The sequence below is a fragment of the Enterobacter cloacae complex sp. IR5458 genome (genome assembly GCF_049238025.1).
Taxonomy (GTDB): domain Bacteria; phylum Pseudomonadota; class Gammaproteobacteria; order Enterobacterales; family Enterobacteriaceae; genus Enterobacter; species Enterobacter kobei.
Genome location: NZ_JBMKIF010000002.1, coordinates 164,285 through 178,920, shown reverse-complemented (window position 1 = coordinate 178,920; position 14,636 = coordinate 164,285). Strand labels below are relative to the sequence as shown.

General features: G+C 54.3%; 14 protein-coding genes and 1 pseudogene. 7 read left to right on the top strand and 8 right to left on the bottom strand.

Going from position 1 to position 14,636, the window contains the following annotated elements:
• The first annotated feature begins 178 nt into the window (after nucleotides 1-178).
• Together dtpA and gstA are read left to right on the top strand one after the other, a co-directional pair.
• Complete coding sequence (gene dtpA, locus ACOTYN_RS02325; RefSeq protein ID WP_014883575.1) at nucleotides 179-1,687, top strand: dipeptide/tripeptide permease DtpA; 1,509 nt, start codon at nucleotides 179-181, stop codon at nucleotides 1,685-1,687.
• A 105-nt stretch (nucleotides 1,688-1,792) separates the two neighbouring features.
• The gene (gene gstA, locus ACOTYN_RS02320; protein ID WP_332956289.1) at nucleotides 1,793-2,398 is read left to right on the top strand and encodes a glutathione transferase GstA; all 606 of its coding nucleotides are present in this window, start codon (nucleotides 1,793-1,795) and stop codon (nucleotides 2,396-2,398) included.
• A gap of 77 nt (nucleotides 2,399-2,475) precedes the next feature.
• On the opposite strand, the pseudogene pdxY reads toward gstA, so the two are convergent.
• The 5 genes and pseudogenes from pdxY to anmK form a co-directional block, all read right to left on the bottom strand.
• Nucleotides 2,476-3,336, bottom strand: a pseudogene (pdxY, locus tag ACOTYN_RS02315) (pyridoxal kinase PdxY).
• A 66-nt stretch (nucleotides 3,337-3,402) separates the two neighbouring features.
• Nucleotides 3,403-4,677, bottom strand: a complete 1,275-nt coding sequence (tyrS, locus tag ACOTYN_RS02310) for a tyrosine--tRNA ligase (RefSeq protein ID WP_014883572.1) — start codon at nucleotides 4,675-4,677, stop codon at nucleotides 3,403-3,405.
• Nucleotides 4,678-4,802: 125 nt separating this feature from the next.
• Nucleotides 4,803-5,459: a pyridoxamine 5'-phosphate oxidase gene (gene pdxH / locus ACOTYN_RS02305; protein WP_008500575.1), complete on the bottom strand. Its 657-nt coding sequence runs from the start codon at nucleotides 5,457-5,459 to the stop codon at nucleotides 4,803-4,805.
• A 57-nt stretch (nucleotides 5,460-5,516) separates the two neighbouring features.
• Nucleotides 5,517-5,840 carry a C-type lysozyme inhibitor gene (gene mliC / locus ACOTYN_RS02300; protein WP_014883571.1) on the bottom strand — a complete coding sequence of 108 codons (324 nt, stop codon included), beginning with the start codon at nucleotides 5,838-5,840 and terminating at the stop codon, nucleotides 5,517-5,519.
• A gap of 93 nt (nucleotides 5,841-5,933) precedes the next feature.
• Entirely contained in the window at nucleotides 5,934-7,058 is a 1,125-nt protein-coding gene (gene anmK / locus ACOTYN_RS02295; protein ID WP_045282022.1) for an anhydro-N-acetylmuramic acid kinase, read from the bottom strand.
• A 255-nt stretch (nucleotides 7,059-7,313) separates the two neighbouring features.
• On the opposite strand from anmK, the gene slyB reads away from it, so the two are divergent.
• Nucleotides 7,314-7,781, top strand: a complete 468-nt coding sequence (slyB, locus tag ACOTYN_RS02290) for an outer membrane lipoprotein SlyB (protein ID WP_014883569.1) — start codon at nucleotides 7,314-7,316, stop codon at nucleotides 7,779-7,781.
• 200 nt (nucleotides 7,782-7,981) lie between these two features.
• Nucleotides 7,982-9,343 (top strand): sensor domain-containing diguanylate cyclase, encoded by a 1,362-nt coding sequence (locus tag ACOTYN_RS02285; protein WP_071922297.1) that lies wholly within the window; start codon nucleotides 7,982-7,984, stop codon nucleotides 9,341-9,343.
• A gap of 37 nt (nucleotides 9,344-9,380) precedes the next feature.
• On the opposite strand, the gene slyA is transcribed toward ACOTYN_RS02285, so the two are convergent.
• Nucleotides 9,381-9,821 carry a transcriptional regulator SlyA gene (gene slyA / locus ACOTYN_RS02280; RefSeq protein ID WP_021241135.1) on the bottom strand — a complete coding sequence of 147 codons (441 nt, stop codon included), beginning with the start codon at nucleotides 9,819-9,821 and terminating at the stop codon, nucleotides 9,381-9,383.
• 186 nt (nucleotides 9,822-10,007) lie between these two features.
• Between slyA and ACOTYN_RS02275 the strand changes: the two genes are divergently transcribed.
• From ACOTYN_RS02275 to ACOTYN_RS02265, 3 genes are read left to right on the top strand one after another with little or no spacing between them, the layout of a single operon-like run.
• Nucleotides 10,008-10,244: a DUF1656 domain-containing protein gene (locus ACOTYN_RS02275; RefSeq protein ID WP_014883567.1), complete on the top strand. Its 237-nt coding sequence runs from the start codon at nucleotides 10,008-10,010 to the stop codon at nucleotides 10,242-10,244.
• Nucleotides 10,245-10,246: 2 nt separating this feature from the next.
• Nucleotides 10,247-11,107 carry an HlyD family secretion protein gene (locus ACOTYN_RS02270; protein ID WP_014883566.1) on the top strand — a complete coding sequence of 287 codons (861 nt, stop codon included), beginning with the start codon at nucleotides 10,247-10,249 and terminating at the stop codon, nucleotides 11,105-11,107.
• A complete protein-coding gene (locus ACOTYN_RS02265; protein ID WP_071922298.1) occupies nucleotides 11,107-13,140 on the top strand; it encodes an FUSC family protein in 2,034 nt (677 codons plus the stop codon). Before ACOTYN_RS02270 ends, ACOTYN_RS02265 begins: the two co-directional genes overlap by 1 nt.
• Here ACOTYN_RS02265 and sodC read toward each other — a convergent pair.
• Together sodC and ACOTYN_RS02255 are read right to left on the bottom strand one after the other, a co-directional pair.
• Nucleotides 13,119-13,637: a superoxide dismutase [Cu-Zn] SodC gene (gene sodC / locus ACOTYN_RS02260; RefSeq protein ID WP_014883564.1), complete on the bottom strand. Its 519-nt coding sequence runs from the start codon at nucleotides 13,635-13,637 to the stop codon at nucleotides 13,119-13,121. The genes ACOTYN_RS02265 and sodC overlap by 22 nt on opposite strands.
• A gap of 80 nt (nucleotides 13,638-13,717) precedes the next feature.
• The gene (locus tag ACOTYN_RS02255; RefSeq protein ID WP_014883563.1) at nucleotides 13,718-14,614 is read right to left on the bottom strand and encodes an aldo/keto reductase; all 897 of its coding nucleotides are present in this window, start codon (nucleotides 14,612-14,614) and stop codon (nucleotides 13,718-13,720) included.
• Nucleotides 14,615-14,636 lie beyond the last annotated feature (22 nt).

Sequence of the window (14,636 nt, the reverse complement as noted above, 5' to 3'; positions counted from 1 at the left end):
CGACGATTATACCACCCCAGATAAATGTAACAGATTATTACAAACGTATTGCCAGACGGGTCAGGATAGTGAACATTACCCGCCGTTTCTCCTCCCAATATAACTATAAGGCGGATGGACTACGGCCATCACGCTATGAACACCCCCGTTAATATGGGATGTAAAAAAAGAGGTATATGTGTCGACTGCAAACAATAAACCAACAGATGAAAGCGTGAGTCTTAACGCTTTTAAACAACCGAAAGCGTTTTATCTCATCTTCTCTATCGAGTTATGGGAGCGTTTTGGTTACTACGGCCTGCAAGGGATCATGGCGGTTTACCTGGTAAAACAGCTGGGTATGTCCGAAGCCGATTCCATCACGCTGTTCTCCTCCTTCAGTGCCCTCGTATACGGCCTGGTTGCTATCGGCGGCTGGCTGGGTGATAAAGTTCTCGGCACCAAACGTGTCATCATGCTGGGCGCCATTGTTCTGGCGATTGGCTATGGGCTGGTCGCATGGTCTGGCCATGACGCCGCAGTGGTGTATATGGGTATGGCGACCATTGCTGTCGGTAACGGATTGTTTAAAGCGAACCCGTCTTCCCTGCTCTCTACCTGTTACAGCAAAGATGACCCACGTCTGGACGGTGCATTCACCATGTACTACATGTCCATCAACATCGGTTCATTCTTCTCCATGCTGGCAACACCATGGCTGGCCGCTAAATTCGGCTGGAGCGTGGCGTTTGCGCTGAGCTTCGTGGGTATGCTGATCACCGTAGTGAACTTCTTGTTCTGCCGCAACTGGGTCAAAGACTACGGTTCAAAACCCGATTTCGAACCCGTCCATATGGGTAAACTGCTGGCGACCATCGTGGGCGTTGTGATTCTGGCGGCAATCGCCACCTGGCTGCTGCACAACCAGGGTATCGCACGTGCGGTGCTGGGCGTGGTTGCGCTGGGTATCGTGGTCATCTTCGCGAAAGAAGCGTTCGCGATGCAGGGTGCTGCGCGCCGTAAGATGATTGTGGCCTTCATTCTGATGCTGGAAGCGATTATCTTCTTCGTACTGTACAGCCAGATGCCAACCTCTCTGAACTTCTTCGCCATTCGTAACGTTGAGCACTCTATCCTGGGTATCGCGTTCGAGCCGGAGCAGTATCAGGCGCTGAACCCGTTCTGGATTATGATTGGCAGCCCGATTCTGGCAGCTATCTATAACAAGATGGGCGACCGTCTGCCAATGCCGCACAAGTTTGCGATTGGTATGGTGCTGTGCTCCGGTGCGTTCCTGGTGCTGCCGCTGGGTACGAAATTTGCGACCGACGCCGGTATCGTCTCCGTAAACTGGCTGATTCTGAGCTATGCGCTGCAGTCTATCGGCGAACTGATGATCTCCGGTCTGGGCCTGGCGATGGTGGCACAGCTGGTTCCACAGCGTCTGATGGGCTTCATTATGGGTAGCTGGTTCCTGACCACTGCCGGTGCAGCAATTATCGCAGGTAAGATTGCGAACCTGATGGCGGTGCCGGAAAACGTCACTGACCCACTGGTCTCCCTGAATGTCTACGGCACCGTGTTCATGCAGATTGGTATCGCGACAGCGGTGATTGCAGTTCTGATGCTGCTGACCGCGCCGAAACTGAATCGTATGACTCAGGACGACGACAAGACGGCCAAGGCAAGCGAAACCGCGACTGCGTAAGATTATTGAGAAACGACTGTTGAGAAGCCGCTAATGCATTAGCGGCTTTTTTTTTGCCTGTTCGCGCACTAACATAGCTGAAACCTCAGCAAAAAGGAGTTACCGATGAAACTGTTCTACAAACCGGGCGCGTGCTCTCTTGCTTCCCATATCACCCTGCGCGAGAGCGGCAAAGATTTCACGCTCGATGGCGTTGATCTGATGAAAAAGCGTCTGGAGAATGGCGATGATTTCCTTGCCATTAACCCGAAGGGACAAGTTCCAGCGCTGTTGCTGGATGACGGAACTCTGCTGACAGAAGGCGTTGCCATCATGCAATTCCTGGCGGACAACGTACCGGATCGCCAGCTTCTTGCCCCCACCGGCAGCATTGCACGCTATAAGACCCTGGAGTGGTTAAACTATATCGCTACCGAGTTACATAAAGGCTTTACTCCCCTGTTCCGCCCGGATACGCCGGAAGAGGACAAACCGACCCTGCGCGCGCTTCTTGAGAAAAAGCTGCAGTATGTAAACGCGTCGCTGAAAGACGATCAGTGGATTTGTGGTTCCCGTTTCACGATTGCCGATGCCTATCTGTTTACCGTGCTGCGCTGGGCACGGGCGGTTAAGCTCAATATGGAAGGGTTAGACCATATTACATCGTATATGACCCGTATGGCGGAGCGTCCTGCGGTGGCTGCGGCACTGAAAGCGGAAGGTCTTAGCTAATATCGCCCGGCGGCGCTTCGCTTGCACGGGCCTACGGGTTTTGTAGGCCGGGTAAGCGCAGCGCCACCCGGCATCGTTTAAAGCCGGGTGGCGCTGAAATAGTGCTCCGGCTTCGCAATACGATCCTGTGCCGCGACGACCTGAAGTTCATATTCCTGCATCTCTTTCGTCGCAATCATGATTTCCTACACCGCCGCAGTCACATGCTCAAGCGCGTCTCTGACCGTTGCACCCTGCAGCAGTTTCACCAGCAGCAGACCGCTGGTCACATCCCCCACTCCCACTGGCTGACGCAGGCCAAAATCCACCAGCGGACGGCTAATATGCCAGGCGTCATCTTTCGTCACCAGCAGCATCTCAAAACGCGACTGGCTCAGCCCTGCGCGGGCGAGATGTTTTACCAGTACAATCTCTGGCCCCTGGGCTATTAGCTCGCGAGACGCGCTTACCGCCTCTTCTACGCTGTTAACCGGGTGCTCGCAGAGGATCTCCAGCTCAATAAGGTTTGGCGCAATGATATCGCTGGCAGGCAGAGCATGGCGAACGTGAAACTCTGCAACACCGGGCGCTACGATACAGCCTTTCTCCGGGTGTCCCATGACGGGGTCGCAGAAGTATTTTGCCGCCGGGTTCGCTGCTTTCACCTGACGCACAATGCCAAGGATGTGCTCCCCCTGCTCGGCTGAGCCCAGATAACCGCTCAGAACGGCGTCACAGCGTTTGAGCTGGTCAATATCCGCAATGCCCTGAACCACCTCGGTGAGGTGCGAGGGCGGCATCACGCAGCCGGCCCATTTACCATACTGCGTGTGGTTGGAAAACTGCACGGTGTTGAGGGGCCAGACGTTAGCACCGAGGCGGCGCATCGGGAATTCCGCTGCACTGTTGCCCGCATGGCCAAAAACAACGTGGGACTGAATGGCGAGGATGTTCTTCATCTTTTTCTTACCAAACCCTGAAAAAACAAAAAGGGCGTGGTTTCCCACGCCCCTGGAGACTGTTAATTATTTCCAGCAAACAAGGCAGTAATTTTTCTTACCGCGGCGCAGCAGCGTGTAGCGTCCATACAGACGGTCGCCGTCAACGAAGGTGTATTCCGGGTCAGCCTGTTTCTCACCGTTGATGGTGATCGCGTTAGACGCGATGGTTTTACGCGCCTGTCCGCGAGACGGCTGCAGCTCGGAGTCCACCAGCGCCTGCATCAGGTCAGCCCCTTTTTCCATCTCAACCATCGGCACGCCGTCCTGCGCCAGCTGTTCGAAGTCCGCTTCGCTCAGATCGCTCAGCGTACCGTTGAACAGGCTTGCCGTAATGCGTTTCGCCGCCGCCAGACCTTCTTCACCGTGAACCAGTTTGGTAACTTCATCGGCCAGCACATACTGTGCACGCGGTGCTTTACCGCTGTTTTTGTCTTCTTCTTCCAGCGCATTGATGTCTGCAATATCCATGAAGGTGAAGAACTTCAGGAAGCGGTAAACATCGGCGTCCGCCGTGTTGATCCAGAACTGGTAGAATTTGTACGGACTGGTTTTCTTCGGATCCAGCCACACCGCGCCGCCTTCCGTTTTACCGAATTTGGTGCCATCTGCTTTGGTGATCAGTGGAACCGTCAGGCCGAAGACCTGGTTCTGGTGCAGGCGACGGGTCAGGTCGATACCGGACGTGATGTTACCCCACTGGTCAGAACCACCAATCTGCAGGGAAACGCCATGCAGTTTGTTCAGGCAAGCAAAGTCATAGCCCTGCAGCAGGTTATAGGAGAACTCGGTAAAGGAGATACCCTGATCGTCACGGTTCAGGCGCTGCTTCACCGCTTCTTTGTTAATCATCTGGTTAACAGAGAAGTGCTTGCCAATATCACGCAGGAAGGTCAGCACGTTCATGCTGCCAAACCAGTCATAGTTGTTGGCAGCAATGGCAGCGTTATCGCCGCAGTTGAAGTCGAGGAACGGTGCAACCTGTTTACGGATCTTATCCACCCACTCCTGCACGGTATCTTCGGTATTCAGTTTACGCTCAGCGGCTTTAAAGCTTGGGTCACCAATCAGACCGGTTGCACCACCCACCAGAGCAACAGGCTTATGGCCCGCCATCTGGAAGCGTTTCAGGCATAACAATGGAACAAGATGCCCCAAATGCAAGCTGTCAGCGGTGGGATCGAAGCCGCAATAGAGCGCGATCGGGCCTTGCGCCAGTCGCTCTGCTAACGCTTCCTCGTCCGTCACCTGGGCCACGAGGCCCCGCTCTTGCAATTGTTTAATCAAGTTACTGCTTGCCATCAAATTCTCCATGTATAAACGACTGCACCTTTGCCGGTACACGACTTTTCGCCTGATGCGAAAGGACCATAGAATAAAGCGCAAGCGCGGTGTGCGCTAGCGCTTAAATCAACAAATTTCGGGGATTACGGTGCCAGTCTGTCGATTTTCCAGCCGCCATTCTCGCGCTGGTATAAAAAGCGGTCGTGCAGGCGATGTTCACCGCCCTGCCAGAACTCAATCTGCTCAATCGGGATACGGAAGCCGCCCCAGAAGCTTGGCAGTGGGATTTCCCCCTGCTGGAACTTCTGTTTCAGTTCCAGGAACTTGCTCTCCAGGACACCGCGGGCAGAGATTCGGCTGGACTGTTTTGAAACCCAGGCACCAATCTGGCTGTCACGCGGACGGCTGTGGAAATATTTCACCACTTCAAGGGTCGAGAGACGTTCCGCTTTGCCGGTGACCATGACCTGACGTTCCAGCATGTGCCAGGGGAACAGCAGGCTGATGCGCGGATTATTTTCTAAATGGTGCGCTTTGCGGCTGCCGAGGTTGGTATAAAACACCAGCCCTTTCTCATCATAATGCTTGAGCAGGACGATGCGCTGATACGGTTGACCGTTTTCATCTACCGTTGCGACAACCATGGCCGTTGGGTCGGCCAGTTTCGCTTCACAGGCCTGTTTCAGCCAGCGTTCAAAAAGCACGAGGGGTTCAGCGGGAAGATCCTGGCGACGCAGGCCGCCTTTGGTGTATTCACGGCGCAGATGCGCAATTTGCTGCAGTTCGTCGTTATCTGACATGGCGTTAGCTGACGTTGAGATTGGGTGGCGCTATTGTGCGCCGCCCCTGTAAAAATCTCAACGCTTCGGATTTTCAAGCTGGCAATTGTTCAGTACGATGCGGTCGCGTTTGTAGACCGTGGCGCTATCCCCCTTCGACCAGAAGACGTAGATACCGTCGGAATAACGTGCCCCGGAGGCCGACATGCCCTGCTTGAGGGTCAGCAGTTTATTGTCATAAACAAAACTGGCTTCCTGACGTGGATTATTCAGCTTCACGGTCAGCGGTTTTTCATCGCAGCGATACTCCAGCGTATCGGTCTGCATACGCTCAAGGAACTGGTTGTAGACGCTGCATCCTGACAGCAATAAAGGCGCGACAATAAGAAGAATTTTTTTCATGGGCGTATTCCGAAGACTTTCCTGGTCCTGGAGGGCATGGCTGCCCTCCTGTTTCATTCCATTCTAACGACGAGACGCCGCGCTGAATTTCAGTTAACTCTGATTATGACGAGGATTTGCCGGGTAAATCGCCCCGAGGACGCTGGCCTCGCGCGCGCCGGTCACCGACGGTAAATTACCCGGAAGCCCGGCGATGGTGCGCCAGGCAAGCCAGGCGAAAGCCAGCGCTTCCATATCATCCCCACTGATACCCGCCTCGTCTGTCGTGGTCACTTCCGTACCCGGCAGTAACGCGGCCAGACGCGCCATCACCAGCGGATTTCGGCTTCCACCGCCGCACACCAGCAGACGTTCGCATCCGCCGCTGAGAAGTACCTGCTCAGAGATCGACACCGCCGTCAATTCGGCAAGCGTCGTCTGCACATCCTGCGGAGCCAGTGCCGGGAATGGCGCCAGCTGACGTTCAAGCCAGCCAACGTTGAAGTATTCACGCCCCGTGCTTTTCGGCGCCGGTAAAGCAAAGTAGGGATCGCTGAGCATCGACTGCAACAGCGGGAGAATCACTTTACCCTCGCTCGCCCACTCGGCGTTTTTATCATAGGGTTGCCCGCACTGCCGCCAGATCCAGGCATCCATTAACATATTACCTGGACCGGTATCGTAGCCGCGGACAGGCTGCCCGGGAATGAGCATTGACAGGTTGGCAATTCCGCCGATATTCAGCACCATCCGGCGTTCTGAAGGGTGTGCCAGTAGCGCCTGATGGAACGCCGGCACCAGCGGTGCCCCCTGGCCGCCAAGCGCAATATCGCGACGACGGAAATCGCCGACGACCGTGACGCCCGTCTTCGCCACAATCTGGTTGTTATCACCGATTTGCATCGTATGCGGCGCATCACCAACCGGCTCATGCCAGACGGTCTGTCCATGGCATCCGATGGCAACCACATCCTGGGCACGAAGATTTTCTTTTTGCATTAACGCCTGTACCGCATCAGCAAACAGTGCTCCCAGGCGGACGTCAAGTTGCCCTAGCTGAGAGAGCGTCAATTGCTGCCCCTGACAGATACTCAGAATATCCTCTTTCAGTGAAATGGGAATGGGCCAGGTCAGGCTCGCCTGCTGAGCGACCATACGTTCATCAATGGCGGCCAGAACGACATCTACCCCATCCAGACTGGTGCCCGACATCACACCAATGTAGCGACCCGATTTCATGCGCTTTCCTTACGTTGCGTGGGCTAAGGTTATCCACTCAACCATAAACAGCACGGCTTTGCCATCCAGCGATAATATTTTTTAACAATGTCATGCGGGTGACATGAGCAGAACCTGTTTATGTCTCGTTAAGTCAAATTCAAGTACAATTTTCTTATTGTTAGTGCAAAGATATGAACTATGGCCCCTTATGCCATATAATTTAGCCATAACGGATGCCTCCAATTGGGCGTTTTTGGTGAACAGGAGATTCAAATGATTGTACGTGTACTGGGCGTTTCGCTGATTGGTTTAACCCTGGCTGGCTGTGTGAATGACAGCTCACTGTCTGGCGACGTTTACAGCGCTTCTGAAGCAAAACAGGTTCAGAGCGTGACTTACGGTACCGTTGTTAACGCCCGTCCTGTACAAATTCAGGGTGGCGATGACAACAACGTTATGGGCGCAATCGGCGGTGCTGTTCTGGGTGGTTTCCTCGGGAATACCGTTGGCGGCGGTACAGGCCGTTCTCTGGCGACCGCTGCGGGCGCTGTGGCGGGTGGTGTTGCAGGCCAGGGCGTTCAGGGTGCAATGAACAAAACGCAGGGTGTTGAGCTGGAAATTCGTAAAGACGACGGCAGCACCATTATGGTTGTTCAGAAACAGGGGAATACCCGTTTCTCTGCTGGTCAGCGTGTCGTGCTGGCAAGCAACGGAAGCCAGGTGACCGTTTCCCCACGTTAATTAAAACGGGATGTGGCTATCAGGCCACATCCCTTTACAATATATATCATTTTCATGAATATATTTACAAAATATATTCACCCGCCCATTATTTACCCCACCGTATATTGTTTCTGCGCAAAGTAATTATTGTTTCAATTGATTAGACTCTTCGCTATTACCTCCTGTTCATTCATTTTTAATTATTTAAAAAAATTTATATGCTTGCGAATAGTCTTACTGTAAAAGGTCGTTATCTCTCGTTCTGTTTCGGTTGTGTTGTTGTCATCGGAATATTACAGGGTTTATTTTCAACACTGGTTGAATGGGTTCCTTCCTTTTCGCCGCTGTTGTTTCCTACGCTCACCATTTTTCTACTGGTATTTCACCTGTTTATTGCCTGTTTTATGGCAATGAAATACTGGTGTGATAAGAGGCGTCTGTATCTGGTTGCCATCGCTTTTGCCTTTGCCGGTTCGGCATTGCTAATGATTGGAACGTTGTCCAGTTTTCCCGCCTGGCTGGATCTCTACCAGTTCAACGTCGTGAACTATAACGATGCGATGATCTACTATATGTTCCGCCATCTCATCATGGCGGTCCTGTTCATCGCTTCGGCCCTGCTGTTTCCCCTGCGTAATCAGCCCCTTTCGAGGCTGACGCATATCGCTATCGTCAGCACGACATTTCTTTTTACTGCCGGTGGCGTGATGGTGGCGTGGATGTATTCCAGCCATTTTGATTTTTTATCCCTCGACCTGGTTGATAATGAAACGCGGCAGTTTATGGTTCTCTGGAGCCACAGCATTAATATTTCTTTAATTGTCCTCTGGGTGGTGACATTAGCAACGCTGATGTTTATGACGCGCGTACGTAATCTGTTCTGGGTGACCGGTAATTTTCTTTGTGTCTGCTATATCGTCACGCTCTTAATGCTGTTATTGGGTGGGCATGCCGAAGACATATCGTGGTATCGCGCCCGGTTATTTGAAACCGTCGCCACGCTGCTGATTATTTTTGTTCTGCTCTGCGATGTCTTCAGCTTGTACCGTGAATCGCATTTAAAGTATCAGCAGTCGTATCAGAATTCGATTCGCGATCCGCTTACGCGCCTGTATAACCGCAGCTATTTTTATGAATCGTTAAATCAGGCGCTGGATGTCGCAAAATCCAGCCGCCCTGTTTCGGTTATCGTCAGCGATCTCGATCGCTTCAAGCGTATCAACGACAACTACGGTCACCTGCAGGGGGATAAAGTCTTACAGTTTGTCGCCAATCTGCTGGTGGATTCCGTGCGCCCGCAGGACATCGCGGCGCGTATCGGTGGTGAAGAGTTTGTCCTGATGCTGGCAAATACCCCTTCAGACGCAGCATGCCAGGTGGCGGAACGCATACGGCTGAAGCTGAGCAGCTTTGATAAAACCACCAGCGAAGGTCAGCTACCGGAGCCCATTACCATCAGCATGGGTGTGTTTACGGCAACATCATCGTCCGTGACCGCAGAGGAGTGCGTGGAAAGCGCCGATAAAGCGATGTATGAAGCGAAAGAGACTGGCCGAAACCGCGTCGTTGTCTTTAGGTAGGAAAAAGGCCTTGCAGATGCAAGGCCTTGTTGTCTGGTCAGTCGCGAGACTGCAGCTCGTGGATGTTCTGCTCAAGGCGAGCAATAAGGCTTATGAGCATTTCCAGCTCCGCCGGTGAAACGCCTGAAAGGATTTCACCGCGCGTTTTGGTAATCACAGCTTCCATTTCGGTAATAATGGGCGCTGCTTTCTCAGTGAGTTTAATCCGCTTGGCGCGACGATCGCTGGCGCAGGTTTGCCGGGAGATCAGCCCCTTCTCTTCCAGTTGATCAAGCGTACGCACCAGCGACGGTTGCTCAATACCTATCGCTTTTGCCAGTTGAATTTGCGACTGGTCAGGCGGCAACTGATGAATGTTGTGCAGCGTGACCCAATGCGTCTGTGTCAATTCCAGAGGTTTCAGGCGATGGTCAATCAGAGCACGCCAGACGCGTACCAACCTTGCCAGATCAGAACCTAATGGCGATTCCAATTTCATCTCCTTATAATTAGCTTGCTAAGTTATTATACTGATTTTAGAATAGTGTGCAGCATTTGTATTGGCAAAACAAATGCAATACTGCATTCATCTAACTCAAAAGTATGACTTACACTGAATTCTGATGCTTCTTTATACTCAGACAAGCCAACGCGGCATTCTGTTCACTGCAAAGGATCTCTGCTTGTGACCTTTTTTCATCGCTCAGAGGGTTTACCCCTCCAGGACCTGATCTTCGGTGCGTCAGTCTACTTTCCTCCCCTGTTTAAAGCCGTGCTGGTGGGCTTTATCCTCTGGCTCGTTGCGCACCGCCTGCTTCGCGACTGGATGTATTCCGGCGAAATCTGGCATCCCATGTTGATGGATCTCTCCCTGTTCGCCCTCTGTGTCAGTCTGGGCCTTGCTGTTTTGACCGTGTGGTGAATATGCCTCTGAAAACGCTGAAGTACTTTTCCACCCTGTTTGTCCTGGTCCTCGCGCTGATCGCCGGCTGGTGGCTCTGGAATTTTTATATGCAGTCCCCCTGGACGCGTGACGGCAAAGTTCGCGCCGAGCAGGTCAGCATCACCCCGCAGGTGTCGGGAAGTATTACCACGCTCCTGGTGAAGGATAACCAGTATGTTAAAAAGGGAGAGGAACTGTTCCGTATCGACGATACCCCCTACCATATTGCCGTTCTGAATGCCCAGGCGCAGCTGGCGAAAGCCCAGTCAGACCTGGCGAAGGCCAATAACGAAGCCAATCGCCGCCGTCACTTATCGCAAAACTACATCTCAGCGGAAGATTTGGATACCGCCAACCTTAACGTCAAGGCCATGCAGGCAAGCGTCAACGTAGCCCAGGCGACGCTTAAGCAGGCACAGTGGGAACTGACCCAAACCGTGATTACCGCACCTGTAGATGGATGGGTGACTAACCTCTCTGCCCGGGTGGGTAACTACGCCACCACCGGCCAGCCTGTTTTTGCCCTTGTCGACAGCCATTCCTTCTACGTGGTGGGCTATTTTGAAGAGACCAAGCTTCGCCACATTCGCGAGGGTTCACCTGCGGCCATTACCCTTTACAGCGGTTCGCAAACGTTACAGGGTCACGTCTCCAGCATCGGTCGCGCCATTTACGATCAAAGCGTCGAAACGGATTCCGGCCTCGTGCCGGACATAAAGCCGAACGTCCCCTGGGTGCGACTGGCTCAACGTGTGCCTGTGCGTGTGGAGTTTGACCGTTTACCCGAGGGCATCACGCTGGTATCCGGCACCACCTGCACCGTCTCCATCGGAAGCCGTTAATGAAGCTGCAGGCGCTCTCCTGGCAAAACACGCCGTGGATGAAAGCGACGCGTCCTCAGTGGCGCTACGCGCTGCGTAATGGCATCGCCATGTGTCTGGCGCTGACGGTCGCCTATTACCTGAATCTTGACCAACCCTACTGGGCGATGACCTCAGCCGCGGTGGTGAGTTTCCCTACCGTTGGCGGAGTGATCAGCAAAAGCCTTGGCCGCATCGCGGGGAGTCTGTTAGGCGCCACCGCGGCGTTAATTATCGCGGGGCATACGCTGAACGATCCGTGGCTATTCCTGCTGAGCATGGCGGCGTGGCTGGGATGTTGTACCTGGGCCTGCGCCCATTTCACCAATAACGTGGCCTACGCTTTCCAGTTAGCGGGCTATACCGCGGCCATCATTGCCTTCCCGGTCGTCAATGTGCTCGATACCACCGAACTGTGGGATATTGCACAGGCGCGCGTCTGTGAGGTGATTGTCGGGATCCTCAGCGGCGGGTTTATGATGATGATCCTGCCCAGCACCTCCGACGGTACGACGCTGATTACCGCGCTGAAGACCATGCATACCCGGTTGCTGGAACATGCAAGCCTGCTGTGGCAACCGGATACCAGTGATGACATCCGTCTCGCGCATGAAAAGGTTATCGGGCAGATCCTGACCATGAACCTGTTGCGCATACAGGCTTTCTGGAGTCATTACCGTTTTCGTCGTCAGAATACGCTGCTCAACTATTTGCTGCACCAGCAGCTGCGTATGACCAGCGCCATCTCCAGCCTGCGCCGGATGCTGCTCAACTGGCCAACGCCCCCTGAAAATACCCGCGCCGTCATTGAGACGCTGCTCGCAACGCTTGCGCGTCCTGACGCGGATATTTACACCGTCGCGAAGATCATCGCCCCGCTCGCCCCGGCGGATGAGTATGATTATCGCCATCGCGCCTTCTGGCTGCGCCTGAATTACTTTTGCCGGTTATATCTGCGCAGTAGCCGCTGGATTAATGCCGTCGAGAATGCCACGCCGGTAACGGAATTTAATGTCCCCGGCAGCCCGGCTCTCGCCCGACATACCGATTATCTGGAAGCACTGTGGAGTGGTTTTCGCACCTTTTGTGCGCTGACGCTGGTTGGGGCGTGGAGCATCACCACGCAGTGGGAATCCGGTGCCGCGGCCCTGACGCTTGCCGCCATCAGCTGCGTGCTTTACTCCGTCGCGGCCTCGCCGTTTAACTCTCTTACGCTACTGCTGCGCACGCTGGTACTCCTGTCATTGTTCAGTTTCGCCGTGAAGTTTGGCCTGATGGTGCAGATAAGCGATCTCTGGCAGTTCCTGCTGTTCCTGTTTCCGCTGTTAACGACGATGCAACTCCTCAAGCTGCAAATGCCGAAACTGGCGGGCCTGTGGGGCCAGCTGATTGTCTTTATGGGCTCGTTTATCTCCGTGACGAATCCGCCGGTGTATGATTACGCCGATTTTCTCAATGATAACCTGGCAAAGATCCTGGGCGTGGGGCTGGCATGGCTCGCATTTGCGGTATTGCGTCCCGGCTCTGATGCACGTAAGAGCCGACGACATATCAGGGAATTACGCAGAGGGTTTGTCGACCAGCTCAGCCGCAAACCGCATCTGCGTGAAAGCGAGTATGAATCGCTGGTGTATCACCATGTCAGCCAGCTCAATAACAGCCATGACGCGCTTTCCCGCCGCTGGCTGCTGCGCTGGGGCGTGGTGCTGTTGAACTGTTCGCATGTGGTCTGGCAGCTTCGCGCATGGGAAACGCGGTCCGACCCGCTGTCGCAGGTGCGCGATGTTTGCATTTCCCTGCTACGCGACGTGATGAGTGAACGCGGTGTCCAGCAGCGGCCTCTGGAGGTCACGCTGGCTGAACTGCAACGGATCTGCGATACCCTCGCGCATCACCATCTTCCCGCAGCCCGTGATTTAGCCTCAATCATCTGGCGCCTGCACTGCTCGCTGTCGCAGCTGGAACAGGCTCCCCCACCGGGCACCATTGGAGATCAGATCACGCCGCAGGCATAACGTGCCCCGCCGCCGCCAAGCGGTTTAGGCTGATCGGACATGTTATCGCCGCCCACATGGATCATCAGCGCTTTGCCTTTTACTTCATCGAGTTTTTTCAGGCGCGGGGCCACGACCGGATCGGTGGCTTTACCGTCATTGTTCACCACCAGCACCGGCAGATCGCCAAGGTGCCCCATACCGTCTGGCCCTTCATGTTTGCCTGAATGTTGCGGATCCAGATGCCCCCCGGCGGCTTCCGCCGCGGACGGTTTACCCTCTTTCATGGCAGGCTGGCAGCTTCCTTTGGCATGAACATGAAAGCCGTGTTCGCCGGGCGGGAGTGCTTTGAGATTGGGCGCGAATTCCAGCCCCTTGTCGGTCTCAGTGATTTTCACCGTCCCGATAGACTGACCCACACCCTGAGAGGTGACGAGATTCATTTCCACTTCGTCGCTGGCTGCCTGCGCTCCTGCGCAAACAACCAGCGTGACCAATGCCAGAGCAAAACGCTTCATATGACCTCCGCGGGTTATTTTTTGCCCCTTAAGTGTATACCAGAGGCAAAGATTTCACCGGAAAGTCAGATTATGGCGGTTTAAGGCACGTCGTAACCCAGCGCGGCTTTGCGGATGCGGAACCACTGCTGGCGTGTCATCTCCAGCTCTTCCGCGGCCAGTGCGGAACGAACGCGTTCGATTTTTCCGGAGCCAATAATCGGCAGCGGTTTTGACGGCAGACGCAGGATCCACGCATACACCACCTGTTCAATGCTCTCCGCGTTCAGCTCACGGGCGATGGTTTCCAGTTCATTGCGCAACGGCTGGAACGCCTCATCATTAAACAGGCGTCCGCCTCCCAGGCAGGACCAGGCCATCGGGCGAATACGCAGCTGTTGCAGCTGGTCGAGCGTACCGTCCAGCAGCAGCGGCTGATGGACAGGGGAAATTTCCACCTGGTTAGTGGCCAGGGTAAACGGCAGCCGAGACTGAAGCAGTGCAAACTGTGCCGGGGTAAAGTTTGAGACGCCGAAGTGACGCACTTTCCCACTCTGATGCAGATGCAGGAACGCTTCCGCCACCTCATCGGCGTCCATCAGCGGGTCTGGGCGGTGAATCAGCAGCAGGTCGATGCGATCCGTCGCCAGATTGACCAGCGACTGCTCAGCGCTCTTGATGATATGCGCGCTGTCGGTGATGTAATGGCCGAGGGCGTGCTCAGGTTTTGCGGTGGTGGCAATCCCACACTTCGTGACGATCTCCATGCGGTCGCGGAGTGCCGGAACAAGCTTGAGCGCCTCGCCGAATGCAGCTTCACACAGGTAGCCACCGTAAATATCCGCATGATCGACGGTCGTGACCCCTAAATCGATATGCTCTTCAATAAAGCTCGCCAGCTGGAGGGGGGACATATTCCAGTCCATCAGGCGCCAGTAGCCCATCACAAAACGGGAGAATTCTGGCCCCTGGGGGGCAAGGGTAATTCGCTGAACCATAACATTTTCCTCAAGGACGTGA

Coding starts and splice junctions, on each gene's coding strand:
- sodC (WP_014883564.1), bottom strand. CDS start 13,637: ATGAAGCGTTTTGCTCTGGCATTGGTCACGCTGGTTGTTTGCGCAGGA.
- slyB (WP_014883569.1), top strand. CDS start 7,314: ATGATTGTACGTGTACTGGGCGTTTCGCTGATTGGTTTAACCCTGGCT.
- slyA (WP_021241135.1), bottom strand. CDS start 9,821: ATGAAATTGGAATCGCCATTAGGTTCTGATCTGGCAAGGTTGGTACGC.
- anmK (WP_045282022.1), bottom strand. CDS start 7,058: ATGAAATCGGGTCGCTACATTGGTGTGATGTCGGGCACCAGTCTGGAT.
- ACOTYN_RS02270 (WP_014883566.1), top strand. CDS start 10,247: ATGCCTCTGAAAACGCTGAAGTACTTTTCCACCCTGTTTGTCCTGGTC.
- ACOTYN_RS02265 (WP_071922298.1), top strand. CDS start 11,107: ATGAAGCTGCAGGCGCTCTCCTGGCAAAACACGCCGTGGATGAAAGCG.
- gstA (WP_332956289.1), top strand. CDS start 1,793: ATGAAACTGTTCTACAAACCGGGCGCGTGCTCTCTTGCTTCCCATATC.
- pdxH (WP_008500575.1), bottom strand. CDS start 5,459: ATGTCAGATAACGACGAACTGCAGCAAATTGCGCATCTGCGCCGTGAA.
- mliC (WP_014883571.1), bottom strand. CDS start 5,840: ATGAAAAAAATTCTTCTTATTGTCGCGCCTTTATTGCTGTCAGGATGC.
- ACOTYN_RS02255 (WP_014883563.1), bottom strand. CDS start 14,614: ATGGTTCAGCGAATTACCCTTGCCCCCCAGGGGCCAGAATTCTCCCGT.
- ACOTYN_RS02285 (WP_071922297.1), top strand. CDS start 7,982: ATGCTTGCGAATAGTCTTACTGTAAAAGGTCGTTATCTCTCGTTCTGT.
- tyrS (WP_014883572.1), bottom strand. CDS start 4,677: ATGGCAAGCAGTAACTTGATTAAACAATTGCAAGAGCGGGGCCTCGTG.